The organism is Methanoregula sp. (genome assembly GCF_002835825.1).
Taxonomy (GTDB): domain Archaea; phylum Halobacteriota; class Methanomicrobia; order Methanomicrobiales; family Methanospirillaceae; genus Methanoregula.
Genome location: NZ_PIZH01000001.1, coordinates 1 through 26,770, shown reverse-complemented (window position 1 = coordinate 26,770; position 26,770 = coordinate 1). Strand labels below are relative to the sequence as shown.

The following is a 26,770-nucleotide window of genomic DNA, read 5'->3' as shown; positions in this document are numbered from 1 at the left end:
AGTCTGGGACCTCTCATTCCATGTCAACAAGGGAGAGCTAGTGACAATGATTGGGGCAAATGGAGCCGGCAAGACGACAACCGTTGAAACTATCGCCGGTCTGAACAAGCGAGCCAGCGGCTCGGTTGTCTTTGACGGTCAGGAGGTGCTCGGTCGTCCCCCCCATGCACTCTTTGCCCTTGGATTGGCACTCGTTCCTGAGAAGCGCGAGATCTTTCCGTCTATGCCGGTGATTGAGAACCTTAACCTGGGAGGGACGCAGAATCCCGATCCTGAAAAAGCTCTCTCACGAATCTTTCGCCTCTTTCCGATCCTCCAGGAACGGGAAAGGCAGGAAGCAGGGACGCTCTCCGGCGGCGAGCAGCAGATGCTTGCCATTGGCCGGGCGCTCATGTCAGAACCACGGCTCCTGATTCTCGATGAACCTTCCACCGGTCTCTCCCCCCTCCTGACCGGACAGGTCTTCCGGGCGCTGGAGCAGCTTGGCCGCGAGGGGATGACGGTCCTTCTCTTAGAGCAGAATGTCAGGAATGCTCTTGCCATGTGCGAACGGGGCTATGTGCTGGAGAATGGCCGGATCGTAGAAGAAGGAAAATCCAAAGTCCTTCTCAATGATCCGCGGATCCAGAAAGCATACCTTGGGATCTGAAGATACCACATTTACCGTTCATTTCAAGAAAGTTACATTTCTATTGATATCAAACGGGCAGGTTCCTCCCCCGCCTGAATGGCTGCCTGCCTGTGACGGCAGCCAATCGGGGAGGGGGCCGGGAGGCTATCCCCTCGCCCCCATTCAGAAAAAAATCCTCAACAGAATTACTCTATATCAGAAGAAAATTCCTCTATCACTGATCGTTTCCTTTCCCGCTTCTCCTTCCACTCCCGAACCCGCTCCGGCAGGCTGACAAGGCCTTTTGGCAGGAAGATGATTGTGAGAATAAGAATTATACCAATGATGACGTACCTCGCAAATGTCATCCCGGTCTCTTTGAGCCCCTCCCAGATAACGGTCAGCACGACAGTACCGATAACGGGACCTGCGATGGTTCCCAATCCCCCCAGAATGACAAAAGTGATGGGCCAGAACGAGTTGTCGACCCCGAACAGCTCCGGGGTGATGTACCCGATATGATGAATTTGGAGCGCCCCGGCGATCCCCGCAATGAACGCAGACAGGGCAAACGCAAGGAGCCGGTACCGGACCGGGTTGATCCCGGCAGCCCGCGCCTCAGTCTCGTTCTCGCGGATCGCAAGGAACGCGAGGCCTGCCTTCGACCGCATGATGTACCAGATGGCGATGATGATCGCGATGGTGATAGCGAGGATTGCGTAGTACTCGATCAGCTGGTATCCCGGGATAGCCGGGCTGATAAGCCGGGGCGAGGGTATCCCGTCCCATCCCCCGGTCATGGGCGCAAGCACGCTGACCACGAGTGTCTGGACGATGATAGCAAAGCCGAACGTGACCATGGCAAGGAACCATTCCTTCAGCCGCACGCAGGTAAGCCCGATAAGGATACCGATGACCGCGGCCACACCCGCACCAATGAAGATTGTAATGAATGGGGTGATACCGAGCGCCACGGCAACCAGAGTAGATGCGTATGCCCCGATGCCGAAGAATGCAGCATGGCCCAGCGATCCCTGTCCCGAGCAGGCAAGAAGGTTCCAGGCTGAAGAGAAGATGATGGCTATCAACATCAGGACGGCAAGGTTGATGATAAACATGTTGTCGGTGAGGAAAGGAAGTGCTGCCGCTGCGATGAGTGCAAGGGCAGTCAGGTACCTCAGTGAAGGGGAGATTGCCGAAAGCATCTTCATCCCTCCTTCCCGCCAAAAAGCCCTGTCGGCCGTATTACAAGCACCACGATCAAAACAATAAACGAGATAGCATCCTTCCAGATCCCGCCGAGCAGGAACGCTGCGCCATTTTCAGCAAGCCCCATCAAGAGCCCCCCGATGATTGCCCCGGGAATGCTCCCGAGGCCGCCAAGGATGATGATGGCAAAAGCCTTGACTGCCGGGATTGCTCCCATGTACGGGTTGAAGACCTGACCACTCACCACCCAGAGCGTGCCGGCCGCCGCCGCAAGTGCACATCCAAGGCCGAAACTGATGACATCGATCCGTTCAACGTTAATTCCAACAAGCATCGCACCCTTCCGGTTCTGGCTTGTTGCCCGCATCTGCATCCCGATGGTTGTTTTTTTCAGGAATAGGTATAGTCCGCAGAGGATCAATGCCGTTACGACGATAATGATGATATAGTCAAGCGGTACGGAAAGCGGGCCGACCGGCACTGTGATCCCGTCATACGGGCTCTTGACGCTCTGCCACGCATCGCCCCAGATCATGGCGGCTCCGTTCTGGAAGATGTAGATGAGCCCGATGGAAAGGAAGATCTCGTTGAGCTTACCGGTTCCGAGGATGGGGCGGAAGCAGAGGCGCTCAACAATAGCCCCAATACCGACTAGGGCAAGCATCGAGAGAAGGAGGATGACATACGGGTTAAGGCCGGTAAAAAGAAAGACGGTGAAGGTGATGTATGCACCCACCATCAGGAACTCGCCATGGGCGAAGTTCACGACTTTCATGACCCCGAAGATCAGGTTCAGTCCCGTTGCAAGCAGTATGTAGATGCACCCGGCATAGAGTCCCCAGAAAAGGATCTGGAGAATGATGGAGATATCGTCCATGTGGCGATCAGCACCTGCCTGTGTATAGGGAGAAGATCATGATGCCCGGAATAAAAAGGGATAGTATATCCTATGCGCTGCTTCCTGCTTCGTACCATGACGGCAGGACAAACTCCGTTGTCTTCAGGTTGTCGGGCCAGATGATCTTTGGCCGGGTCTCACCGGCCGCTGCATCCATATGGAGCTGCTCCATCCAGAGGTCAAACGAGGACTCGCGGAAGTCGGATGAGAACGAGATGGTTGAGTCCTTCATCGCCTCAATGACCTGCGGCATCTTTAAGGTTGTAAGAGCCTCCCGGACCGCTGTCTTGTCAGTTGTGCCCGCGGATTTGATTCCTTCCGTTGCGATGAATACGCCCTCATATGTGGAAGCGCCCATCATGTCCGGGTAGGTTCCGAATTTCTTGTAATATGCCTGTTTGAAATCATCCTGTGCCGCGGCAACGGCTCCCGCAGGTGCAATGTATGGCGAGAACCGGCTCTCAATGATGGCGTATTCCCCATACTGGCCGAGATCCTTATAGAATTGGGAATTGTCATTGTTCTCGACATTGAGGAAGATGGTGTTTAACCCAATATCCCGCCTTGCCTGTACGATGGCTGGCGCTCCCTCATTCGGGAATGCTGCGATATAGACCGCGTCCGGCTTTGCTGCCTTGATTGCAGTCAGCTGGGTCCGGAAGTCACTCTCCCCCATCTTGAAGCTCTGCAGGGAGACAAGCTCTATATTGAGATTCTTTTTCGTGATGGTGTTACCTACGGCAGTCTGGACGCCCTTGCCAAACGCGGTGTCCTGGTACAGGACCGCAAGCCGGAATGGCCGATCGGATGCAGCACCCAGTTTCTTGTTCACGGCCGCCCGCACGACCTCATCGATGAATGTTGTCGTATATTCCCCATACGTATCGGTTGTAGGGCAGTGGTGGAAGACGTAACTCGTGTCAATGTCGGTCCGGTGCGTGATGATCGGGCTGGATGCACCGGTAACGATATACGGAACTTTGTATTCGGCAATGATCTGTTGGTATGCTGATGTAACGGCACTCGAGTACCCCCCGACAAGGATATCGACCTTATCGTCAGTGATAAGCTTGGTCGCCGCTTTCTGACCACCGGCCTGGGTTGACTCATCGTCTCCCACAATCAGCCTTACCTGCCTTGTTGTGCCGTCTTTTAACGTAACGCCACCGGCAGCATTTATCTTATCAGCGGCGATTTGCGCTGACTGCCACATATTCGTACCGACATTGCTCGCAGGCCCGGTCAGCGATGCAATGACACCGATCTTGATCGCGTCTTGCAATGCAGCGGACGACTCTTGCGTAGATGACGGTTGCTGTGCACAACCGGCAATACATGCGGCCGCGATCAGCAGGGCCGCAATGATAAGAACAGAGTATTTCATGGGACTCCCTCTATGCTATGGTATAGCATGACAATGAATTGGTAGTCGCCGGCGTAATAATAATTATCGGTTCAGGTCCGGAGTGGTGCACACATGGATTTTTGTCATATCAAAAGGAACGCATACTATCTGAATCAGGGCTATCGGAGATTCTCCCCACTGCCCGCAGCGTTGATGATATGGTGAATGGATCCTGGTTATGCTGAACCAAAACGATATGGTTTTCCTTGATCCTGTCCAACAGCTCAGGACAGATTTACCGGGTAGTTCATCGTGGACCTTGCTTTCCTGTTCTTTCTTGCCATCCTTCCCATCATCCTGATCTTCATCGGGCTCGTCCTCCTGAAACTATCGGGTACGCTTATGGGTATCCTTGGCTGGCTCCTGACAATCATCATTGCCGTGATTTTTTTCCAGACCTCGCTTTCCGTTGCACTTGCTGCATCCTGGGCTGGTGTCCTCTCATCGTTTGGCATCTCGCTCATGGTCCTTTTTACCATTCTCCAGGTAACCATGATGGATTTGACCGGGGCCATCAGCCGGATTACCGCATACATCAAAACGATCGCGGCCGAACGGTACGAGCAGATTATGATCCTGAACGTGGGATTCGGGTCCTTCCTGGTATCAATCGGCGCTACTCCGGTGACGATGCTTCCGCCCATCATGATGGCTCTGGGTTTCTCCCCTATTGCGGCCATAGCCCTCCCCTGTCTCGGCTATGACCCGCTCACCTCATTCTCGCTCCTTGCAGTCCCTATCACGATCCCGGCAGCAGCCTTCGGTTTTGATGCAAAAGCGCTTGGCTGCCAGGTCGCCTTGTTCCTGCCTGTTGTCTCCACCGGCATCGCGCTTGGAATGCTCTGGATTGCTGATGGAATAACCGGAATTAGAAAAGGACTTTTTACGGCAGTAGTTGCCGGCCTGACGCTGGGATTCTCTGCAATCTTCTTCGTTAATATCCTCCCGGCATCTGCTATCGGTCTGGTTGGTGTTTTCTCCGGTCTTGTCACCATTATCGTTCTTTTCATCCTGCGTGCCCTGCGGAGAAAACCCCCGGGCACGACTCCTGTCATTTCAGTTCCTGCGGGGAGGATGCCGCTCTGGAAGGCCGTCTTTCCCTGGATCCTGCTCGTGTCTTTTGCGATTATCATCAGCATCCCGTTCATCCAGTCGGGGCTCTATGCGGTTCTTGGTCCCGTGCAGAAAATCCCGGTCATCGCCGATAAAGTCATAGACTTAAAGCTCCTCAACCAGGCTTACTTCTGGGTGGTTGTGAGCACACTCATCTCCGCCCCGCTCCTTGTACGAAGCCGTAATGAAGCTAAGGGCATCCTCTCGCTCTGGGTGAAACGGGCATGGAGCCCGACACTCGCCGCCATGGTCTTCTTTGCTATTGCGTACGTTATGGACTGGTCCGGCCGGTCGGTCGTTGGCGGAACCCTGTCGTTCCTGCCAGGTGCAGATGCTTTCAATATGAACGCGGTCATCGGACTCATGCTTGCCCTGACATTTGGTATCGGGTTCCCGCTCATATCTCCTCTGCTCGGCCTCTTTGGCTCGTTCATCTCCGGCAGCGAAGCATCCTCGAATGTGATGTTTTACGGCATTATCGACAAATCGACAAATGTCCTCTCGCTTGACTTTTTGCCCGTATATGCTGCTCACGCAACGGCCGGGGGAGTTGCTTCCGGTATTGCCGTGGCAAAGATCGTAAATGCGGCAGCCGTAATTGACCGGATAGGGATTGAGGGTGAGGTTGTCCGGCGTGTTGCCCCGGTGGCAATTGCGCTCACGCTTGCCATTGGTGTCATGCTCTGTATAATTTTGGCACTCTGATACACGGTTATCGAGCAGGATAGAGAAAACTCCCATCCGCCTGGTGAAAAAAACCGTTTGATGAAATTTTGGAAGAGAAAAAACTGGGCCTGTATTAATCTGAAGAAACCTGCTTCTTCTGTTTATAGTGGTGGAATATGACTGCCAGAACCGGGACCAGCAGGTATACCGTCTGGCTGTACAGGCTGCCAGTCAGGGCAATAAGCATGCCAAGGAGCGAGATCCCGGGGACAAGGAGTGTGCCCAAGGTAACGTGGTGGATGAACCGGTCAGGAAGATCTGCTTCAACAAGCCGGTGACCCCCGGTTGCATAGCGCCACTGGCAGAACATTCCCATACCGATTGCAAGGAGGTTTGCCTGGAAAACCATTGCGCCAACACTCGTTCCCGTGAGGTCACCCGAGAATGTGGTGGAGAAGGGAAGAAGGGCGACAAAAAGAAGCGTAGCAAGGTTGAGCCAGACAAGGACGCGGTCAAGGGACTTTAACGGGTGGACCACAACATGGTGGCTCAGCCAGAATGCCCCGAGGATAAGGAAGGCGAGGACGTAGTGGAAGAAATCCGAGTATAGTGAGAGGATTAAGTGCGTTGCATAGGCCGACGACTGCACCATCTGGGACTTGTCCGGCAGGTCGATACTGATGACGAGCAGGGTCATCGCGAACGCGAAGATCCCATCAGAAAGTGACTCAAGGCGGCTCTTGGTGAGATGCATGGCTTCGAAGGACGATGGTTCTTCTGTCATGGGGTGCCGGAAGTGTCTGTGTCCTGACTGAATAATGCTTGCTGCACAAGCCGCACGGGGATATCCTTTGTAATCCCTTGTAACAGCCAGCGCGCAAGCGCTCTTCAGCAGAGATTGTAACAGGAAGCCTCCTGATAAACGAATCTGCACAAATCCAGCTATGTACGTCCACGCCTTTTTATTTTTATCACCCCTAAATGTCACCATGATTTTTTCTCAATCGGGCGTGATCCACGCATGAATGAATTTATTCAACCCTCGCTTCTCTCCCGGGTTAAAACTTCCATACGGCAATGTTCCGGCGAGATCGTCTTTGGCATGTCGGACGGTGTTGTCTCCATTTTCGGTCTCGTGGCCGGCATGGTGGCCGGTTCCCAGTCCGGCGATGTGATCCTCCTTGCCGGGGCAACCGCAGCCATCGCTGCAACCGTCTCGATGATGGCCGGTGTCTTTTTAGACCTCGAGTCCGAGCGCGATGAGGCCCGGGTCGAGGCAAAGGCCCGTGCAGCTGAGATCAAAAACGACCCGCAGGGCGCTGTTGACAAACTGATCGGCGACCTGAAAGGCACCGGTCTCTCCCAGCAGAGCCTTGACGCGATCCGCTCGGACCTCCAGAAGGATCCGCTTGCGATCCAGAAGTTCGAGGACGCTGTAGCGGCCGAGGAAGAGACGGATGCGCAGAAGACTTCACCAGTCATCCATGCAGCCTGGATGGGTATTGCCGATTTTATTGCGGCCATGACCCCGGTCATCCCGTTCATCTTACTACCGCTTGAGCAGGCAAAGGTAGTCTTCATCATCGGCACTGCCGTGCTTCTCATCCTGCTCGGTATCGGTCGCGCCATTCTCGGCGAGCGGCCAATGCTCCGCACCATCCTTGAGACCTGCGCGATTGCCGCCGCTGCCGCGATTGCCGGTGCGCTCGTTGGCCTGCTGGTCAGCTGAAGCGATATATTCCCCACTCATTTTTTTTTTACAACGGGCAGCCCCCCTGCAATGCCCCGGATCTCTTTTACGGGTAATCCTTAACCGTTTAGCCGGGACAATCATTACCATGAGAAAACTGTCATTTTCCGTCGTGATTGTCCTTATGTCCGTGGGCATCGTTCTCTGTGCTGTCATGGCGGGCTGCACGAATACGCCCCCCGCGCAGCCTGCAACCGGGCAGAAACTCTCGACGATCGAACCCGCAAAGATGGCGTTGCAGCCATCCGATCTTCCGGTGAACTACACCCTGGTGGAGGAATTCGAGCGGAACGCGACCGATATGCGTGAATGGTCGCTTGGAATGGGCTGGAAGAAAGGGTATGGCATTTCCTTTGAGACTCGTGGCCCGGATGCTCGCGGGATCGACCAGCTGATCTCCGTGTACCCTGTGGAGAATATCACACTCATTGTCCCCGACACAGTGTCGAGCTTCAAGAACTGGACAGTTGAAGACGGGAATGTCACGATTGAAGACCTGCCTTCTCCTGGCATCGGCGATGCGAGCAGTGCAATGAAAGTAACAATCTCCGGCGAACCCGTCGATACTTATATTATCGCTTTCGTGAAATATGATGTATACGAAGAGTTATACGTAAACGGGACTGCCAGCGATTATGATGTACTGAAGGCTGTTGCGGGTAAGGCTGCTGCGAAGATTACATAATTGTTTTCCTTTTTTCTTTTTTGATCTCGCTCCGGGATATCTGGATACAGTGACCCGGAGAAAAAAAGAAACATACAATCTCTACCCTGTTAGAACCGGTCCAGCTCCCTGCGGCTCACTGTGCTCGTACACTCTTGTCATATACCGTGCCGAAAAGATCGTATACACCGGGATGAAGACGAGCTGGATGATATCGCCCACGTACGGGATGAGGGAGATGGCGCTCAGGGCGAAGAAGAAAACGATCCCGATGACGAAGAGGACGACGAGCGCGATGAGATAGTTCACCCAGCCGATGGACCGCAGTATCCCGGTGATGGCGGTAAAGCGGATCCCCTCACGGATGCTCCCCGTGCGGGCACAGCGGATGATACCCATCATGCTATAGAGGAGCGCGATGATGGCAAGGGCGACTGTGATTATGACAAAGATGACGACAAGGCTGATGCCAAGAGGTCCGGGTTGGTGGCTGTCCTGCGATAAACCAAGGATGGCGAATGCGATCATCAGCAGGAAGGCAAGGGCCACGGGGATGAACCAGAGTAACCCTGTGACGAAGATCTTGATCCCGTCGATGTAGAGCGGGCCCCAGTTGTCGAACTCTGGTGGGGTGGCAGCGCCCCGGTAGATCCGCGCCAGGTAGCCCGACAGGATGAACGAAAGAAGAAATGCAGCAATGAACAGGACAGCCATCTCCTTCCACGGGATGAGGTCCCAGCTGAACTCGGTTGCTTTCGCTATCTTCTCCGGGTCGAAGATGAACGGGAGGAGTGCCATGGGCAGTCCGCAGATGATGAAGATAAGCCAGCGGGTCCATTTCCCAATAAGGGTCTCCTTTGCATAGCTGAATGATTCGGTAACGAGAATTCCGTTATCCATATTCATCGGTCATAAGTCCGGGATAATAAGTCCATTGGCCAAATGGCACGTTTTCCACGGCGCACATGGCTCTCCGGGCGCCCGGAGCCGCGGATCGCGCACTGGGCGTGAAGGAAGAACGGTAGGAATAACACGAATTACCCTGATGAATAGCAGCCCCCAACCACAAAGGATGAAAAGGAGCCGGCAAAAACAATCCGGTATGTCAGATACCGTGAAGACAACCCGGTTCTGGTACCGCCATGATACGTCCCATGCCCGCAGGCACCTCAACAAGGAGTTCCGGCATGAGGAGAAGCAGTATTTCCGGAAATTTGGTGAATTACTGAGAAAGTGTAAATCAAGGGGGTGGAAGACCTGGTAACGAACCCCCTTTTTCCGGTGTACGTCACGGGATCACTCACACCCGCCCCAGGATTTTCGCGACAACCCCTTCGAAGTCAAGGCCGGAGCAGTTGATCGTGATGTCGGCATACTTCTCGTACATCGGGATTCGCTGATCGTAAACAGCATGGAGTGTCTGCCCTTGCTCCAGTACAATACCCCGTGTTGTGATATTAACCAGTCTCCTCTCGATCTCAGCGAGAGAGACATTCAGGTATATGATAAGTGAGTCTCTTTTCAGGTGCTTCATTGCCTTTGGGCTCAGGACAACGCTCCCGCCTGTTGCAATCACGGTGTTGTGGAACTGGTGTGAGAGGATGATCTCTTCCTCTCTCTTCTGGAAGGTCGTTGTGCCTTCCGTGTCAAGGATCTCCTGCAGGTGCCGGCCTGTTTCCTCCTGGATGAAGAGATCCGTATCAACAAATTTCATTTTCACCGCCTTGGCAAGAACTATCCCGACCGTACTTTTTCCTGCACCGGGCATACCAATCAGGACGATATTCTTCATGGGAATACAGCTCTTGTTAGCCGTTTCTTTCTGAATCCCTATCAAGTATTGCGCCTGCATGCAGCCGGTTATTCTTTTACCGTAATATTCTCAAATCGTAGATCAAGATCCTTTTCAGAGACCGGAAGAGGGAGCGAGCAGGAGACAAGACTCTTTCGGCTCACATGGCCCCCGGACGTAAGTGACCCTAACGAAACGGTGTTCCAGCAGACCATGCGTCCATGGTAATAAAAATTCGCCGACACGATCACAATTCGGGCATCGGCCGTACCGATATTGGATGCCTCGATATGGATTACCATCGGGACCGGGTTCTCCATTGTTATTCTTCCCTGCGGGTATTCCCAGTACCCGTCCACATATACCTCCGGCACTGTATGGGTGAATGTCGCAGACACCGTGGTTGTAACAGCCTCGCAGGTATTCGTTTCTCTGAGATTTGCAGTTATTGTCTCGTTCATTGTGCCCGTGATAAAAAAGGAATCCGACCATGATTCGTAGCCGGTCTTCGCAAGCCGAATCGTATAGTACCCGGCCGGAATGGATTCCCGTGTAAGCGGGGTATAGCCCCAGAATGTGTTGTTGATGAAAACCGCAGCGCCGGGCGGATAGGAAACGATCGCTACTGACCCGGTCCCGTTCGCGATTTCCTGCCCGACCTCAGCAATCGCGGGAGCAATGCAGCCAGTGGATACAATGCACAGGAAAATCCCGGTGAGGGCAAGGATCAGCAGTGACAGAATACGGGACATTTCTTCGTATTCCGCGTAGAACGGAAAGAGTATATGAATTGGGCTGATGCTCCGGGTTCAACGGGCTGTATCCGGCATCATTCCTGTATTGTCCTCTGGTTATCTGTCCCAGTTTCCCCTATGTTGAGACAAGGGAATTCGTTACTATGCTTATCGTTCGATCCTCCAGAATTTCTATTTCGGACGACTGGGTGATGATGCATTGTCGCCCAATCATTTTTCTTTTGCCGCGCCCTACACATCGTCTGGACTATCATGGATATCCAGCAACTCTATAATACCTTCACAAATCCCCGGGTTATCACGAGCATGATGCTTGTTGCCATCTGTCTTGGCCTCGTCCTCTCTGCCCTGCTGAAGTACCTTTCCCGGGAATGGTACATGCCAACGCTCTTTGTTGCCCTCTGTCTTGCGACAGCTCTCGGGTACATGTTTTGGCTGGACCGCCAGCACTGGCGGGATGTATGAGACCGGATAATGAAAATTACGATAACCCTTTGGACAGATTCCTTTTTCCGACTATGTTGACGATCGCGGAGATTCAGACAACCTGTTAGTTGTCCATTCCTACGTGCTCCGCGTTCCTGCGCAGGAGATGAAACCAGGGCTTAATCCATGCCCGGATACGTAATAAAATAAGAAATTATTGATAAAATTGATAACTTCTGGCAGTGGATATATCGGTATGAGTGCTGAGGCAAAAGAGATAACACGACTGCCCCACTTCAAGATGCTCGTTGACATTTTTATCATCGCCGTCTTTGCTGTGGTCGTGTATATTGCTGCGTATTTCATGAACCTGCCGGAGGTGCTGATCCGGGCTCTCGAATCGTCCGGGGCACAGCAGGCAAGCGCATTTTTCATTGCTGCCATTTTCCTCACGGTGGGTTTTGTCTTCTTCGCTGTCCGTCGCTGGAATGAAGTGACGCAGGTATCAAAAGAGACGGAACAGGTTCAGGATGCATTGGAGCGGGCAAACAACAAGCTCATGTTCCTCAACAATATCACCCGTTACGATATCCTCAATGAATTGACTCAGCTCCACCGCGATCTTGAACCTGCCGAGAAGACGCCGGAAGTGAAGCGGATGAACGAGGCGATAGACCGGATTCGCCGGCAGATCAAGTTTACCAAGGAATACCAGGATATTGGTGCAATTTCCCCGTCATGGCAGAATGTGGCCGATGCCATCATGCGGGCAAAGGTCGGGGTGGACCTCGGGCATGTAAGTTTTGAGATGGAGATTCACGATTTGGAGATCTATGCCGACCCGCTTCTCGAGAAGGTCTTCTATTACCTGATCAGCAATTCCATGAAATATGGCGGACCCAAGCTTACCCAGATACGGATCCACCGGAAAAAGGCAGACGAAAAGATGATCATCATCTTTGAGGATGATGGTGTCGGAATCTCCCAGGAGATGAAAGCCTTCCTGTTCCCCAAAGAATGGGGAAGCCGGAAGCATGCGGGTTATGGCCTCTTCCTAATCCGGGAAACACTTGGTGTAACCGGAATTACCATCTGGGAATCCGGAACCCCCGGCCAGGGTGCCCGGTTTGAGATTGCGGTGCCAAAAGGCATATTCCGGCAGGTTTGATCCCGAATTTCTCTTTTTACAATCACAGAAGAAAAATCCTGCGAGTGTAATTCATCTATCATAAATGTCTTTTTTTTAAAAGAGGGATCTTTGATACATACCCGGGATGCCTGGAATCACGTGTTTCCTTTCGTTCGGCCGCACTCTTCTATGATTAATCCTGAGAAGATCGATTCAAAAGGCACCAATTAGGCTTTTATTTGAGTCTGAAATACCCCTCCGGTCCGAAAAAAATGCCTGAATTATTGGTAATTCCAAATTTGTACACTGTAATTCGAGAAAAAACGCGATTTGCATAAAACCCTATTTTCAAAATGGCCTCCGATCCGAAAAATAATCCCGTAACCTGAAGATATTTTTATTGCAGAGTATCTTTCCCCAAGACCTCTGAAAAAGAGAGAATACTCTTTCGCAGAGTCAGCCCACGTACGGGTGCAGAACCATGTAACCTGTCAGATCGTCACACCTGCTCCAATACCCGCCATCACACAATGCTCCCGTTAATCGTCACAGTCTTCTCGTCAACCGGGATCGTCTTTTGGGATTTTTCCAATGCCTTCTCCACAACATGCCGGACTCCTCCACAGCAGGGGACTTCCATCCTGAGGATCGTGATTGATTTGATCGCATGCAGGGAAAATATGGCAGCAAGTTTGCTGATATATCCTTCAATGTCCGTGTCGAGTTTCGGGCAAAAGATAATCAGTATCCGCCCTTTGAGGAATTCCTGATGGAATTCCCCGTACGCAAATGGTGTGCAGTCCGCGGAGATAAGCAGGTCTGCATTCTGGAAATACGAAGCAGCGGGGTTCAGGAGTGCGAGCTGTACCGGCCATTGCCGGAGCTCAGACTTGGACATGCCCACGATCGCCTGCTGATGTCCTGTGTGTGTCACTTCCTTTGGGATGTTCATTGCAGCTTCACCCGGGCATCCGGCAAAAGGATTGGGCTCGTGAGGTCCGGCATGACAGACCGCGGAGTGTGTATTTCGTCCTGATCGGGTTCCAAACGGGACTGGTTTTTTCATTACAGGCGGTTTGTGGTCGGGGATGGGAATGCTGTTCTCAATCAGGTACTCGATGGCTTCGTTATACAATGCGGTCTCGCCATGGCCTGCCAGGTGTTCCAGGTGCGCTTTTATTACCGGAATGCCCTGTGTTACGATAACGGCCATGACTTTTTGTTCATCGTATGGCTCGGCCTCGCGTTCGATTATGCTGATCGCACCTTCCGGGCAGGTGCCGATGCAGGCGCCCAATCCATCACAAAAGAGATCGCTCACGAGCCGGGCCTTTCCATCAATGATCTGGAGTGCTCCCTCCGGGCAGTCGGGGATGCACTGGCCGCAGCCGGTGCATTTTGTGTCGTCAATGCTGATGATCTTCCGCTTCATCGTCATCATCGCCTGCTTGGATATTATCTGAAGCGCGGATTAAGATTGCGGACGGGGTAGTTTTGGCTATTCTTTCGGGATTCCCCAAATCATTCTTGGATCCAAAATATCCCCCATACCAATCACGAACTGCGAGCCGTATTTTGGAGATGCCCTGATGAGGGAAGCCCTTATGCAATTCTCAGGGTGTTGAAAAAAATCCAAAAAAATTATTTACCGCTCGTCACGGTCTTTGACCCGCGGAGGATCCCGACCGTGCCTGTGCGGACGAACTCCTTGATCCCGTACTGGCGAAGGAGTTTCTCTAAAGCATCAATCTTGTCGGTATCGCCGATAACCTGCAGGATCAGGGTCTTTGCTCCGACATCCACAATGGAAGCCCGGAAGATGGATGCGATCTGCATAATCTCGGCACGGGACGTTCCCAGTTCTGCCGTGACTTTGATCAGGGCAAGTTCACGTTCCACCCGCTCACTGTCCGTCAGGTCCGAGACCTTGATGACATCGATGAGCTTGTTGAGCTGCTTCATCACCTGCTCGACCTGCGCATCGTCACCAATGACCACAATGGTGATCCGGCTCATGTCCGGCTCCTCACAGGGGCCGACTGCCAGGCTTTCGATGTTGAACCCGCGTCGGGAGAAGAGCCCGGTGACTCGTGACAACACACCGGCTTTGTTCTCGACAAGGATTGACAGCGTGTGCGGCTTCATGATGGGGGATGCCCTCCAATCATCTCATTGATCGCAGCACCGGCCGGGACCATCGGGAAAACGTTCTCTTCCCGTTCGATCCGGAAGTCCATGACAAACGGGCCATTGCAGTCAAGCGATGCCTGAAGAGCCGGGAGCACGTCATCCGGTGACTCGACCCGCATGCCTTCGATGCCATAGGCATTGGCAATCTTCACGAAGTCAACCGGCGGCAGCTCGGTGAACGAGTACCGGTGATCGTAGAAGAGCTCCTGCCACTGGCGAACCATGCCGAGATACATATTGTTCAGGATAACGACCTTGACCGGTATCTGGTTGGAGGCAAGGGTTCCGAACTCCTGGATGTTCATCTGGATGCTGCCGTCGCCGGCAATGTCAAAGACCGGCACATCGGGCCGGGCAAAATGCACACCCATCGCTGCGGGAAGTCCATATCCCATGGTACCAAGACCGCCGGAGGTGATCCAGGTCCGGGGGTTGTGGAAGCAGAAATGCTGAGCCGTCCACATCTGGTTCTGGCCCACCTCAGAGACGATAACTGCCTTCTCCTTGACAAGATCGGAGAGCGTCCGGATGATGAACTGCGGGTGCAGTGCACCGTTAGTCGGGCACTTGAGCGGGTGATGCTGTTTCCAGTGCTTGATCTTTTTTCTCCACGCCTCATGCGCTCCCTGCTTTTTCATGAGCGAAAGCAGGTCTCTCAAGACCGCTTTTACATCACCGACAATTGGGACATCGACCCGTTTGTTCTTTCCGATTTCGGCCGGATCGATATCTATGTGGATGATCTTTGCATGGGGCGCGAAGGTATCGATCTTTCCGGTTACCCGGTCATCAAATCGTGCGCCGATAGCGATCATGAGGTCGCATTCCGTTACCGCGAAATTCGCGTACTCGGTCCCATGCATCCCCAGCATCCCGAGGTTGAGCGGGTGGTGGCAGGGGATGCACCCAATTCCCATCAGCGTTGTGGTAACCGGTATGGATGCAAGCATTGCAAATTCCATGAGTTCGGGCGAGGCGTTGGATGCAATGATGCCGCCACCGGCATAGATAAGCGGTCGCTCGGATTGAGCGAGCAGCTGGAGCGCCTTTTCCATCTGGCGCTTGTGTCCTTTGTAGGTCGGGTTGTAGCCGCGGAGCGTTACCTTCTCTGGTAGTTTCACATCCGCGGAAAGGCCGGTGCTGACGTCTTTTGGAATATCGATCAGAACCGGGCCCGGCCTGCCGGTACCAGCGATGTAGAACGCCTCCTGGACGGTCCGGCTCACTTCACCGGCACTCTTCACAAGATAGTTGTGCTTCGTGATCGGCATTGTGATACCGGTGATATCGGACTCCTGGAAGGCATCGTTGCCCAGAAGGTTTGTCGGGACCTGGCCGGTCAGCGCAACCATCGGGACCGAGTCCATGTAAGCAGTTGCTATGCCGGTGACGAGGTTGCATGCACCGGGACCGCTCGTTGCGAGGCATACGCCTACACGACCGCTTGCGCGTGCATAGCCGTCAGCGGCATGCGCGGCAGCCTGTTCGTGCCGTACGAGAATGTGCCGAAGTGACGAGTCATAGAGTTCATCATAGATCGGCAGCACTACACCGCCCGGGTACCCGAAAATGATCTCGGTCCCTTCGCGCTGCAGTGATTCAACGAGGATTTTTGCCCCGGTCTTCATGTCCTGTCCCTCAATAGTCTGTTCATGCCGGCAATCATCGCCTCGACACTTGCCATAATGATGTCGGTGCGGGCGCCGCGTGATGTAATTATCTTCCCGTCTTTACTTAATCTTACTGTTACTTCGACGAGAGCATCCGTCCCGCCACTGATCGCGTCCACGTGATACTCCTCAAGCCGGATATCGGCAACATCGCTCACGCACTTGCGGAGAACTTCCATAGCTGCATCAACCGGGCCGTCACCGGTTGCTGCACCGGTCATTTCCTGGCCATTGACCACAAGCGTTACGGAAGCAGTTGGGATCATGTGGCTGCCGGAAGTTGCAGTGAACTGCCGCATCTTGATGACCGGCTTGCATTCGATCGAGAGCACGGCATCAGCCACAGCCATCAGGTCGGCATCGGTGACGCGTTTGCCTTCATCCCCGAGCTGCTTGACCCGCTTGACGATCTCCTTTACCTGCTTCTCATCAGCATTGTAGTTCATTTCATGCAGGGCAGCTTCGACTGATGCAGTCCCTGAATGTTTCCCAAGAACGATCCGGCGTTTGCGGCCTACCATCCCGGGTTCCACCGATTCGTACGTAGATGGTTCGCGCATGACCCCGTGCGCATGGATGCCGCTCTCGTGCGTGAACGCCATCTCGCCTACGATTGCCTTGTTCACGGCAAGCGCAACACCGGTATGCCGGGATACGAGACTTGCAAGCGGGTAGATCCTCTCCTTGATGATCCGTGTCCGGTAATCATAGAGCACTTCGAGTGCCATCACAACCTCCTCAAACGGCGTGTTGCCTGCCCGCTCTCCAAGACCGTTGATGGTCACGTGGGCGCAGCTGGCTCCGGCTTTTAAGGCCGCCATGGTGTTTGTCAGTGCAAACCCGAGGTCGTCATGGCAGTGGATTGATAACGGGGCGATAGCGGAAAGCGGCGGGATAAACACCGAGGTCTTCTCCGGTGTCAGGAGCCCGACCGTGTCGCAGAAACAGAGTCGGTCGGCCCCCCTTTGCACCCCTTCAGAGAAGATCTCGTGCAGGAATACCTGATCTGCCCGCGATGCATCTTCACCGGAGAGTTCAACAATAAGCCCGCGGCCTTTCGCGTACTCCACGGCATCATAAGCCATTGCCGCAACCTGCTCACGGTTTTTCCGCAGCTTCTTTGCTATGTGCAGGTCACTGACCGGTATGACAAGGTGGACCGAATCTGCACCAAGGTCAGCTGCGTAATCGATGTCCTCCTTGAGGGCACGTACATAAGTACAGATCTCAGCGGTAAGCCCGGCATCTGCAATCCGGCGGATCGCTTCACGCTCTCCATCTGAGGCTGCCGCAGAACCAGCCTCCACGACATCGATACCAATGTCCGAGAGCCTGGAGGCGATCTCAAATTTCTGTTCAGGATTCAGCGAGACGCCGGGAGTCTGTTCCCCGTCCCGTAATGTTGTGTCGAAAAAGCGCAGTTTATCGGCGAATAAAACACTCACTCATGGCATTCACCATGAATATTCATAGGACTGGTGTATATAAAAAATCTCGCTGCACCGGATTTTTCCTTATCCAATTTCCAATTGTGGTTAATTCGGTTTTTTCAGGATAACTATAGTCGGATATTCCGGAATTTCTCGAATTATTCATGTGTAATGACGGGGGCTGATGCCCTCATGCCCCAATTAAGATACATTCCGCCAATGTCGACGGCCTATGCCTTCGAAGAACTCCGTTCCTCTCATTCATCAAGCATGGCTACTTTCGAGGTTCTCCAGGTAATACTCGATTATGTGACGATTACCTCGGCAAAGGGGGAGTCAAAGATATCACGTTTCCATGGCCTGCGACTTTTCCCGCAATGGATCAATGACGAAAAAGAGCGAATGAAATCAGACATAGTTTTCGGGAACCTTCCGCCGTTTCTCAGCCTGCACGTGGCAGTAGATAATTGGGACGGGGGGTTTTAGGGGCTCTACTCGCAGGATGTATAATAAGGTTCTCGCATCGAAAGAACCCCCAAGTGAAAAGGTATCGGATTTTCATTGTTATAGCGGATATGAGCAATTTCTTGTGAAATCTCCTCAACCAATTTTTATACATCCCGTTCTGTCCCGACCGCAGATACTATATTTTCACCGTTCATATGTTCAGGCAACAAGAGAACATTTTGATGAACCTGTTCGGTAAGAGACTAGATGCCCCGGAACTTCCAGACACCCCCGTGGGGCTGCAGTGCCGGGAACTCATGGAGGCAAAAACCCGTGGCGAACTGGGCGGGGAGATAGCACGTCTTGTCCTTTTCCATTCTCCCTCTGATATCCAGCAGATGAAGAGGAATTTTGAGACAAAAGTCCGGGACCTTGACCCGGCGTACCGCGAGAGGGTGACTTCTAAGATCACCGAGCACCTGCTCGGCACCTACCTGCGGATCCGGCTGGATAACCAGCAGGGAGTGTACAGGATCTGGGATCAGCCAATTGCGGACAACAAGAAGAAGTACTGGCAGATGGTAGCCGGCCAATGCAACGAGGCGAACGGGGCCGATGCCCCGGCCATCAGGTTCCTCAAGTATCTCCTTGCCGGTTATGCTATGCTGGTGCTGGATGAGCCTGGCCACCTTGTCGGGACCCCCTTCCCTGGTGGGAACGAGGTCGAGTTCACAGAAGGTATCTATTATTGCCCGGTCCGTGACAAAGCCGGAGACGTGGACGCGGCCCTCTGCCCATTCTGCCCGGCACAACATACTCCAAAAATAGGGTACCTCAGGCCCGCTACAAAACCGACAGAACGGAACAAACAGGAGTTCATTGACAATTGTTACCGGAACCATAACTTCAATGGGTGAGGAACAGGTTGGACACAGGTCATGGAAATCTATAGGCCACTATAGGATTATTGTGCATCCTGACGTCAGAGAAGAGTATATGGCATTGAAGATCCATCACTACTGAAAGATACACCGGTGCCGTGATTTCGGCACCGTCACGGAGAGAGCATGGATACGCAGCCCCAGCAGATCAGTGACCCGTCGCTCTATATCAACCGCGAACTGAGCTGGATACGGTTCAACCGGCATGTACTGGATGAGGCCCTGGACGAGAGCCATCCCCTGCTCGAGCGGGTGAAATTTCTCTCCATTTTTGCAAACAACCTGGACGAGTTCTTCATGATCCGGGTATCAGGTTTGCAGCGCCAGCTGGCAAAGGGTGTGCTCAAGGCACCCCCGGATGGCATGACTGCCGGCCAGCAGCTGGATGCGATCCATACAATGCTCCTCCCTGACCTGCGGGCACAGGATGACTGCTGGCACAAGGAACTGCTGCCCCGGCTTGCCGCGCAGGGTATCCTTCTCAGGAAATACAATACCCTGAATGACCGGCAGAAATCGGTAATGGACCGCTTTTTCATTGAAGAGATCTTTCCCGTCCTTACTCCGCTTGCTTTCGACAGCTCCCACCCGTTCCCGTTCATCTCAAATCTTTCCCTCAACCTCGCGATCATCGTACGGGATCATTCCGGTAAGGAATTTTTTGCACGGGTCAAGGTCCCGACCAAGCTCTTCCCGCGGCTGGTCAGGATATCGGAGACGGAAGGCAGTGAGCGCAATGATGATTCCATGGTACAGTTCGTGTACCTTGAGGAGATCATTGCTGCCCACCTTCACATGCTCTTCCCGGGACTCGATGTGATCGCCTCGTTCCCGTTCCGCATTACCCGTGATGCTGATTTGGAAATCGAGGTGGACGAAGCATCAGATCTGCTGACTACGGTTGAGGAAGTTGTGGAGCAGCGTGCACGGGGAAAGCCCATCCGCATTGAGGTCGAATGTTCTATGCATGATGGGATCTGTCACACGCTCGGCTCAAAACTGGGCGTGCCAAAGTCCATGATCTACCATGTTGCCCACCCGGTGGGAATGGCCGACCTGATGCAGCTGATGTCGCTTGACCGCCCGGAACTCAAAGATCAGCCCTTCCTCCCGTCCACGCCATCAGATCTTGCCGATGACCAGGATGTCTTCTCCGCAATTCGCCGTCACGATATCCTTCTTTATCACCCGTATGACAGCTTCACGCCGGTTGTCAATTTTATCCGGCAGGCTGCCCGTGACCCGGACGTGCTTGCAATCAAGATCACGCTGTACCGCGTGGGTTCGAACTCGCCGATTGTCAATGCCCTGATGGAGGCGCGGGAGAATGGGAAGACTGTTGCAGCTTTGATTGAGCTCAAGGCACGTTTTGATGAGGAGAACAATATTGGCTGGGCCCGTGCCCTGGAACGGCTCGGCGTCCATGTGGTGTACGGGGTCGTCAACCTCAAGGTCCATGCCAAGCTCTGTATGGTGGTCCGGCGCGAGAAAGACGGGATCCGGCGGTACATGCACCTTGGGACCGGCAACTACAATGCTACTACAGCCCGGATCTACACAGACTTCGGGCTCATGACCTGCGACCCCTTGATTGGCGAGGATGTTGCCCATCTCTTCAACTTCCTTACTGGGTATGCCCGGATCGAACAATACACGAAACTGATGGTGGCCCCGGTCACTATCCGGAAGACCATCATGGAAAAGATCGACCGCGAGATTACCCGGCAGCGAACGCATGGAGACGGCCACCTGATCTTCAAGATGAATGCCCTTGTTGATGCGGCCTGTATTGCAGCATTGTACCGCGCTTCACAGGCCGGTGTGAAGGTAGATCTGCAGGTCAGGGGGATCTGCTGCCTCCGGCCGGGTATACCCGGGATCAGCGAAAACATCTGCGTCTCTGCCATCGTAGGGCGTTTCCTCGAACATGCGCGGATCTACTATTTTAAGAACGGAGGGATGGAAGAGGTCTGGATGGGTAGCGCTGATCTTATGCCCCGGAACCTGGACAAACGCGTCGAAGTCCTCTTCCCGGTGGAGAACGCCACCATGAAAAAGGCTGTTATCGCTATCATCCTGCCAGTCCAGCTTTGTGATAATACCAAGTCAAGAATACTGAAGCCCGACGGCACCTATTCCCGCAGGACACCGGCCTCGGGTGAAGAGCCGGTTCATGCACAGTCGTGGCTTGTCGGAAACCGGGGTGTATGGTATGACCGTCCTTCCTGATGCCCTGCCAGGGACTGCCGGCCTGTGTTGGTTTGCGATGCAGAGACTGCCCCCGCTTCTCGAAGCATTCGCAAAGGAGATCGCGGGTATCCGCACAGGAGAGGATAGTGAATATATCCACCGCATGCGGGTTGCATCCCGGCGTCTGCGGGCTGCACTTCCCCTTTTCCGCTCGTGCTTTCCGGCAAAGCAGTATTCACGGTGGATGCTGGAGATCGCAACAATCACCCGTGCGCTGGGGAACGCAAGGGATGCGGATGTCCAGATTGCGTTTCTTGTAAAAAACCGGAAAAAGAGTTCTGCGGTACAGAATAAAAAAAACCCAGGAGGATCTCCGCAGGAAAACCCGCTGGAACCTGCGATTGCTCACCTCATGAAGGATCTGAAAAAAAGCCGGCAGCAGCTCCAGGACCGAGTTCTTTCAGCTCTCGACTCCCTGGAAAAAAGTGGAATTATTGAGGAGATGCGGGCAGCGTTTGCACTCAGGATGGTCTCCTGCCGCAGGACACCGGTGCTTTCTGCTGCATATGGGATTCCGACAATTGCTGCATTGCGTATTGTATCGCGTCTTACAACCATGTGTTCCTTTGCGGATTGGGTGTCGCATGCCGATGCGGTAGCCGAACACCATGCCATGAGGATTGCGGCAAAAAAGCTCCGGTACACCATGGAGGTGTACGGCCCTGTTTACAAACGGGGGCTGAAACGATCTCATGCACAGGTCAGGAACCTTCAGGATATCTTAGGAGAACTCCATGACTGTGATGTCTGGATCGACCATGTCACCCGGCTCCTGCTTCGTGAACGCGGGCGCATGAGAGGTGTTCGAAGCGATAAACACCCGGACACGGCAACACTGGCAAGCCTCCGCCTGTTCCTGGCTGCGAGAGAGCGGGAACGTGCGCTCCTGCACCGCAGGTTCATGCGATACTGGCAGTCCCTTGAAGACAAGAAGGCCTGGGAAGTGCTCTGCAATGCGACAACGGATGGAAGGAGGCAGAGGTTCATCCCTGCCGGTGAAGGGACAAAGAAGGATATCAGCGCCGCCTGTAATGCCCTTGCAGCAACCTATCCGGAAGGGCTTTTCCATCACCGGACCGTTACCCGCCTCGCCCTCATGCTCTTTGACAGCCTTCTCCCGCTTCACGCACTGACCCGGCATGACCGCAACCTGCTTGAATGCGCAGCGATGCTCCATGATGTGGGTTTGCAGGATGGGGCACGCAAGCACAATGTCCGGTCTGCCCGCTGGATCTTTTCCGAGGAATCGCTTCCCCTTGATATCCGTGACCGGAGCATTGCCGGACTCGTGGCCCTTGCCCATCGCGGGCAAATGAAGATTGACTCACATCCACTCTTCCTCCTGCTCCCTCCCGGGGATCGGAAAAAAACTCTCCTGCTTTCCGGAATCCTCCGTGTTGCCGACGGGCTTGACTATCTCCATAACGGCACGGTACAGGAAGTCCATTGTATCATTGGTGAGGCAGAGATCACGTGTGATATCATCTCCCACTCCGATTGTACTAAGGAGAAAGAGCAGGCAGGATCAAAATCCGCTCTGTTCACCCGTGAATTCGGCAGGGAACTGGTGATCCGGTGAGTTCGGAGCGAATCGCTCCCGAAGGCCGGGTTGTCACGTTCATCGACCTTGGGACCAATTCCCTCCGGATGCTCATTGTCCGGCTCAACCCGAATCATTCGTATACTATTCTCTCTCGGCAGAAACAGCAGGTGCGGCTTGGCGAGGGAGAATTCGAGGACGAGATGATCACTACGGCTGCCATGGACCGGGCAGTTGTTGTTGCAAAGAAGTTTGTGGATCTTGCCCGCACGTTCCACACCGAGGAATTTGTCGCGGTCGCTACATCAGCGACCCGGGAAGCCTCGAACCAGAACGAACTGCTGCACCGCATCAGGCAGGAAGCCGGACTGGATATCCGGATTATCTCTGGTCGCGAAGAGGCCCGTCTTATCTTTCTTGGGGTAGTCAGTGCAATTCATCTTTCCGACCGGAACGTCTTCTGCATCGATATCGGGGGCGGGAGTACCGAGATAGCCATTGGGGATACACAGGGCTATACCTATCTCGACAGTTTTCGTATCGGGGCAATACGCCTTGCCAACCAGTATCCCTGTTCCGATGAGAAAGGTATTGTATCACTGGAGCAGCAAAAAACGATCCACCAGCATGTCAGGAATGCCATCGTCCATGCAAAGGCTGCCATCAGGACGGTCCGGCCTGACTGTTTCATTGGCAGTTCCGGAACCATCATGAACCTGGCCGAGATTGCAGAAAAAGCACTGCATCCGGTAAACGAATCCACGCCAAAATCAAACGGGCACACGCTGAAATATAAGGAACTGAAAAAGGTGATTGACCTTCTCTCTCCGCTGACACTGGAACAGCGCCGGAAAGTGCCCGGGATCAATCCCGAACGCGCAGACATTATCGTTCCCGGTGCCATTATCCTTGAAGTTTTCATGAAAGAACTGGGATTATCAGAGATCTCTGTTACAAGTCGCGGACTGCAGGACGGACTCCTTGTGGATTACCTTTCCCGGATGGACAGTTTTCCCCTGATGGGTGAACTGACGCCACGGCAGCGCAGCGTCCTCCAACTGGGGAGATCCTGCGGGATCAATGAAATCCATGCCCGGACCGTGACTACGCTTGTGCTCGAAATGTTTGATTCCGCCAGGACAAAGAAGCTCCATGATTTTTCCGATGCCGAACGGGAACTGCTCGAGTATGCGGCGTTCCTCCATGACATCGGTTCTTTCATCTCGTTTACCAACCACCATGCACATTCGTATTACATTATCCGGAACTCCGAGCTCCTCGGGTTCAATGACCGGGAGGTGAACCTTATCGCCCTGCTGGCACGGTTCCACCGCAAGAAAAGCCCCCGGAAAAAAGATCTTGGTGCAACGATTCTTGATCCCCGTGACCAGCGGGTCCTTCGCCTCCTCTCCTGTTTCCTGCGTCTGGGGGAGAGCCTTGACCGAAGCCATGCGGCTCTCGTGCAGCATGTCCGCTTCTCTGCTGCAGATAAGACAACAGCCCGGCTCGAGATCCTTGCACGGGGAGACTGCCAGCTGGAGATCTGGGGGATCGAGAGCGAGATGCGGGCATTTTCAAAAGCGTTTGGACGGAACCTTGAATTCTCTGTGAAAGACATTTCCCTGTCCTGAAGGGATCACTCTGGTGGCTCCTGCTACCGGAATTTTATTTCTGCTTTTTTATTTCAGCTTCCGTCATAATTTCGGGCTGCCTTGTTCAGACTTGCGATCTTCTGACCCGCATGGAGTCAGAACAGTCTGCAAATCAGGAAACTACCAATCCTTTTTGCATCCAGTCCATCAGAATTCAAGGTGATGTCGCACCATATTCCGTTGCCGGGCTAACCATTGAATCTGGCAGATGTTAATGGAAGTATACGGTTTCCCGGAATAATTCTCTGAATGCTGCATGAAATATCATTGATTTTCAACAACAGAAATAATGGATTTGTAAAAGAGAAGGAAATTATTCCTGCCGGAACATCCGGTCGATTGCCTGTGCAGCGGATTTGGCTGCACCCATGGCAAGGATGACTGTTGCTGCACCTGTGGCAACGTCTCCCCCGGCATAGATCTTGCGCTGTGATGTCCGGAAATCGTTGTCAACGATGACGTTTCCCCGCTTACTGCGCTTCAGTCCGGGAATCTCGCCGATGAGGAGAGGGTTTGGCCCCTGTCCGATCGCAGCGATGAAAATATCCGCATCGATGACAAACTCGCTGCCTTCTTTGTGAGCCGGTTCGGGCCTGCCGGAAGCATCCATGGCACACATCTCCATCCGGACACATTCCACACCGGTCATCACCTGGTCGCCGAGGATTCGCACCGGGTTTGCACAGCATATGAACTCGACGCCTTCTTCTTTTGCACGGGCAATCTCGGCTATACGGGCCGGAAGATCTTCTTCGCGGCGGCGGTACACGAGGGTGACTTTTGCACCGAGCCGTCGTGCAACCCGGGCCGCATCCATAGCAACATTCCCGCCACCGGCTACTACCACGCGGCTTCCGCGCTTGACGGGAGTGTCGAAGACCGGGAACCGGTCGGCATGCATGAGGTTGACGCGGGTAAGGAATTCATTTGCCGAGTATACCCCGGGAAGGTTCTCACCGGGCAGTCCCATAAAATACGGGAGGCCTGCACCGGTTCCAAGAAATACCGCATCAAAGTTCAGGAGTTCCTGTATGGGAACACTCCTTCCCACAAGATGGTTGAGCCGGAGATCGACACCCAGCGACAGGACTGCGTCCACTTCAGCCTTGACAATTTCCTTGGGAAGGCGGAATGCCGGAATACCGTACATCAGGACTCCCCCGGCCGCATGAAGCGATTCAAATAGAGTGACGTTATGGCCCATGCGGGCGAGTTCAGCGGAAGCGGTCAGGCCGGCAGGACCGGCTCCGACAACGGCTACCCTCCGCCCGGTAGCGGGTTTCTTTTGGGGAAGGACCATTCCATGTTGCCGTTCCCAGTCTGCAACGAACCGTTCAAGCATACCGATTGCGATGGGTTTTGCCTTCCTGCCAAGGATGCACTGGCCCTCGCACTGGACTTCCTGCGGGCATACCCTGCCACAGATTGCTGGAAGCATGTTCTGCTCCTTGATGATGACCGCAGCCTTCCGGATATCCCCTGCAGCAATCTCGCGGATGAATGCGGGGATATCGATGTTCACCGGGCAGCCCTTTATACAGAGCGGTTTCTTGCACTGGATGCATCGTTCCGATTCAACCTTTGCCTCATCCAGAGTACAGCCAGCGTCGACCTCGGTAAAATCCCTGACGCGCTCTTCAACAGATCGATCATGCATGGTGACTGCCTCCGTGGCATGCACAGACATGTGCCTGGTATCGTTCAAGAGATTCTTTCTCCTCCGGCTGGTACATTCGCAGACGTTGCATCAGGGCATTGAAGTCCACCATGTGTGCATCGAACTCCGGGCCGTCAACACAGGCAAACTTCGTCTCGCCCCCAACAATTACCCGGCAGGATCCGCACATCCCGGTGCCATCAACCATAACCGGGTTGAGCGATACGAACGTCTTGATGCCTGCTGACCTCGTAACCTCGCAGGTCACTTTCATCATGATGGCAGGTCCGATGATCCAGACGCAGTCTACTTTCTCGCGTGCCATGACCTGTTTCAAAAGATCAGCGGCAAACCCGTGGAAACCCTTGCTGCCGTCATCGGTCGAGATGAGAAGCTCATCGCAGGCTTTTCCCATCTCGTCTTCCAGGATAAGAAGTGAGGCGTTTCTTGCTCCTATGATGCCGATGACCCGGTTACCGGCTGCCCGGGCAGCACGGGCAATGATGGGGAGACTTGCCGTGCCTACGCCTCCCCCGACAACCACGCATGTCCCGTATTTCGCGATCTCACTGGGCT

Annotated in this window: 24 protein-coding genes; 11 read left to right on the top strand and 13 right to left on the bottom strand. The window is 53.8% G+C overall.

Annotation, left to right across the window (positions count from 1 at the left end; genetic code table 11):
• Positions 1-649 (top strand): ABC transporter ATP-binding protein (locus tag CW742_RS00120; protein ID WP_292415390.1); only part of this gene is annotated, 649 nt, incomplete at its 5' end.
• Between the two features lie 167 nt (positions 650-816).
• On the opposite strand, the gene CW742_RS00115 is transcribed toward CW742_RS00120, so the two are convergent.
• From CW742_RS00115 to CW742_RS00105, 3 genes are all read right to left on the bottom strand, one after another.
• Complete coding sequence (locus tag CW742_RS00115) at positions 817-1,821, bottom strand: branched-chain amino acid ABC transporter permease (RefSeq protein WP_292415389.1); 1,005 nt, start codon at positions 1,819-1,821, stop codon at positions 817-819.
• The gene (locus CW742_RS00110) at positions 1,818-2,696 is read right to left on the bottom strand and encodes a branched-chain amino acid ABC transporter permease (protein ID WP_292415388.1); all 879 of its coding nucleotides are present in this window, start codon (positions 2,694-2,696) and stop codon (positions 1,818-1,820) included. Before CW742_RS00110 ends, CW742_RS00115 begins: the two co-directional genes overlap by 4 nt.
• Before the next feature lie 70 nt (positions 2,697-2,766).
• On the bottom strand, positions 2,767-4,101 hold the full coding sequence (locus tag CW742_RS00105) for an ABC transporter substrate-binding protein (RefSeq protein ID WP_292415387.1): 1,335 nt from the start codon (positions 4,099-4,101) through the stop codon (positions 2,767-2,769).
• Positions 4,102-4,374: 273 nt separating this feature from the next.
• On the opposite strand from CW742_RS00105, the gene CW742_RS00100 reads away from it, so the two are divergent.
• Positions 4,375-5,940, top strand: coding sequence for an L-lactate permease (locus CW742_RS00100; protein ID WP_292415386.1), 1,566 nt, complete (start codon positions 4,375-4,377; stop codon positions 5,938-5,940).
• A gap of 94 nt (positions 5,941-6,034) precedes the next feature.
• On the opposite strand, the gene CW742_RS00095 is transcribed toward CW742_RS00100, so the two are convergent.
• Positions 6,035-6,685, bottom strand: a complete 651-nt coding sequence (locus CW742_RS00095) for a TMEM175 family protein (RefSeq protein ID WP_292415385.1) — start codon at positions 6,683-6,685, stop codon at positions 6,035-6,037.
• Positions 6,686-6,922: 237 nt separating this feature from the next.
• Between CW742_RS00095 and CW742_RS00090 the strand changes: the two genes are divergently transcribed.
• Both CW742_RS00090 and CW742_RS00085 read left to right on the top strand, forming a co-directional pair.
• Positions 6,923-7,630: a VIT1/CCC1 transporter family protein gene (locus CW742_RS00090; RefSeq protein ID WP_292415384.1), complete on the top strand. Its 708-nt coding sequence runs from the start codon at positions 6,923-6,925 to the stop codon at positions 7,628-7,630.
• A 109-nt stretch (positions 7,631-7,739) separates the two neighbouring features.
• Positions 7,740-8,336, top strand: coding sequence for a hypothetical protein (locus tag CW742_RS00085; protein ID WP_292415383.1), 597 nt, complete (start codon positions 7,740-7,742; stop codon positions 8,334-8,336).
• 81 nt (positions 8,337-8,417) lie between these two features.
• Here the strand turns inward: CW742_RS00085 and CW742_RS00080 are convergent, their stop codons facing one another.
• The gene (locus CW742_RS00080) at positions 8,418-9,215 is read right to left on the bottom strand and encodes a DUF4013 domain-containing protein (protein WP_292415382.1); all 798 of its coding nucleotides are present in this window, start codon (positions 9,213-9,215) and stop codon (positions 8,418-8,420) included.
• A 202-nt stretch (positions 9,216-9,417) separates the two neighbouring features.
• Between CW742_RS00080 and CW742_RS00075 the strand changes: the two genes are divergently transcribed.
• Complete coding sequence (locus tag CW742_RS00075) at positions 9,418-9,579, top strand: hypothetical protein (protein WP_292415381.1); 162 nt, start codon at positions 9,418-9,420, stop codon at positions 9,577-9,579.
• A gap of 36 nt (positions 9,580-9,615) precedes the next feature.
• Here the strand turns inward: CW742_RS00075 and CW742_RS00070 are convergent, their stop codons facing one another.
• Together CW742_RS00070 and CW742_RS00065 are read right to left on the bottom strand one after the other, a co-directional pair.
• Positions 9,616-10,107 carry a shikimate kinase gene (locus CW742_RS00070; protein ID WP_292415380.1) on the bottom strand — a complete coding sequence of 164 codons (492 nt, stop codon included), beginning with the start codon at positions 10,105-10,107 and terminating at the stop codon, positions 9,616-9,618.
• Between the two features lie 68 nt (positions 10,108-10,175).
• On the bottom strand, positions 10,176-10,859 hold the full coding sequence (locus CW742_RS00065; protein WP_292415379.1) for a PEGA domain-containing protein: 684 nt from the start codon (positions 10,857-10,859) through the stop codon (positions 10,176-10,178).
• Positions 10,860-11,114: 255 nt separating this feature from the next.
• On the opposite strand from CW742_RS00065, the gene CW742_RS00060 reads away from it, so the two are divergent.
• Positions 11,115-11,327, top strand: a complete 213-nt coding sequence (locus CW742_RS00060; protein ID WP_292415378.1) for a hypothetical protein — start codon at positions 11,115-11,117, stop codon at positions 11,325-11,327.
• Between the two features lie 217 nt (positions 11,328-11,544).
• Complete coding sequence (locus CW742_RS00055) at positions 11,545-12,456, top strand: sensor histidine kinase KdpD (protein ID WP_292415377.1); 912 nt, start codon at positions 11,545-11,547, stop codon at positions 12,454-12,456.
• Between the two features lie 484 nt (positions 12,457-12,940).
• Here CW742_RS00055 and CW742_RS00050 read toward each other — a convergent pair whose 3' ends face one another.
• The 4 genes from CW742_RS00050 to CW742_RS00035 form a co-directional block, all read right to left on the bottom strand.
• Positions 12,941-13,849, bottom strand: a complete 909-nt coding sequence (locus CW742_RS00050; protein WP_292415376.1) for an ATP-binding protein — start codon at positions 13,847-13,849, stop codon at positions 12,941-12,943.
• A 209-nt stretch (positions 13,850-14,058) separates the two neighbouring features.
• Positions 14,059-14,562: an acetolactate synthase small subunit gene (gene ilvN, locus CW742_RS00045; protein ID WP_292415375.1), complete on the bottom strand. Its 504-nt coding sequence runs from the start codon at positions 14,560-14,562 to the stop codon at positions 14,059-14,061.
• Positions 14,559-16,235, bottom strand: a complete 1,677-nt coding sequence (gene ilvB / locus CW742_RS00040; protein WP_292415374.1) for a biosynthetic-type acetolactate synthase large subunit — start codon at positions 16,233-16,235, stop codon at positions 14,559-14,561. Before ilvB ends, ilvN begins: the two co-directional genes overlap by 4 nt.
• On the bottom strand, positions 16,232-17,722 hold the full coding sequence (locus CW742_RS00035) for a 2-isopropylmalate synthase (protein ID WP_292415373.1): 1,491 nt from the start codon (positions 17,720-17,722) through the stop codon (positions 16,232-16,234). The genes ilvB and CW742_RS00035 overlap by 4 nt, the downstream gene beginning before the upstream one ends.
• 749 nt (positions 17,723-18,471) lie before the next feature.
• Here CW742_RS00035 and CW742_RS00030 point away from each other — a divergent pair.
• From CW742_RS00030 to CW742_RS00015, 4 genes are all read left to right on the top strand, one after another.
• Positions 18,472-19,071, top strand: a complete 600-nt coding sequence (locus CW742_RS00030; RefSeq protein WP_292415372.1) for a DUF2115 domain-containing protein — start codon at positions 18,472-18,474, stop codon at positions 19,069-19,071.
• A gap of 150 nt (positions 19,072-19,221) precedes the next feature.
• Positions 19,222-21,324: a polyphosphate kinase 1 gene (ppk1, locus tag CW742_RS00025; RefSeq protein ID WP_292415371.1), complete on the top strand. Its 2,103-nt coding sequence runs from the start codon at positions 19,222-19,224 to the stop codon at positions 21,322-21,324.
• Complete coding sequence (locus tag CW742_RS00020; RefSeq protein ID WP_292415370.1) at positions 21,308-22,924, top strand: CHAD domain-containing protein; 1,617 nt, start codon at positions 21,308-21,310, stop codon at positions 22,922-22,924. The genes ppk1 and CW742_RS00020 overlap by 17 nt, the downstream gene beginning before the upstream one ends.
• The gene (locus CW742_RS00015) at positions 22,921-24,516 is read left to right on the top strand and encodes a Ppx/GppA phosphatase family protein (RefSeq protein WP_292415369.1); all 1,596 of its coding nucleotides are present in this window, start codon (positions 22,921-22,923) and stop codon (positions 24,514-24,516) included. Before CW742_RS00020 ends, CW742_RS00015 begins: the two co-directional genes overlap by 4 nt.
• Before the next feature lie 334 nt (positions 24,517-24,850).
• Here CW742_RS00015 and gltA read toward each other — a convergent pair whose 3' ends face one another.
• Complete coding sequence (gene gltA, locus CW742_RS00010) at positions 24,851-26,194, bottom strand: NADPH-dependent glutamate synthase (RefSeq protein WP_292415391.1); 1,344 nt, start codon at positions 26,192-26,194, stop codon at positions 24,851-24,853.
• Positions 26,187-26,770: sulfide/dihydroorotate dehydrogenase-like FAD/NAD-binding protein (locus tag CW742_RS00005; protein ID WP_292415368.1), on the bottom strand; the 584-nt coding region annotated here is incomplete at its 5' end. The genes gltA and CW742_RS00005, both read right to left, overlap by 8 nt.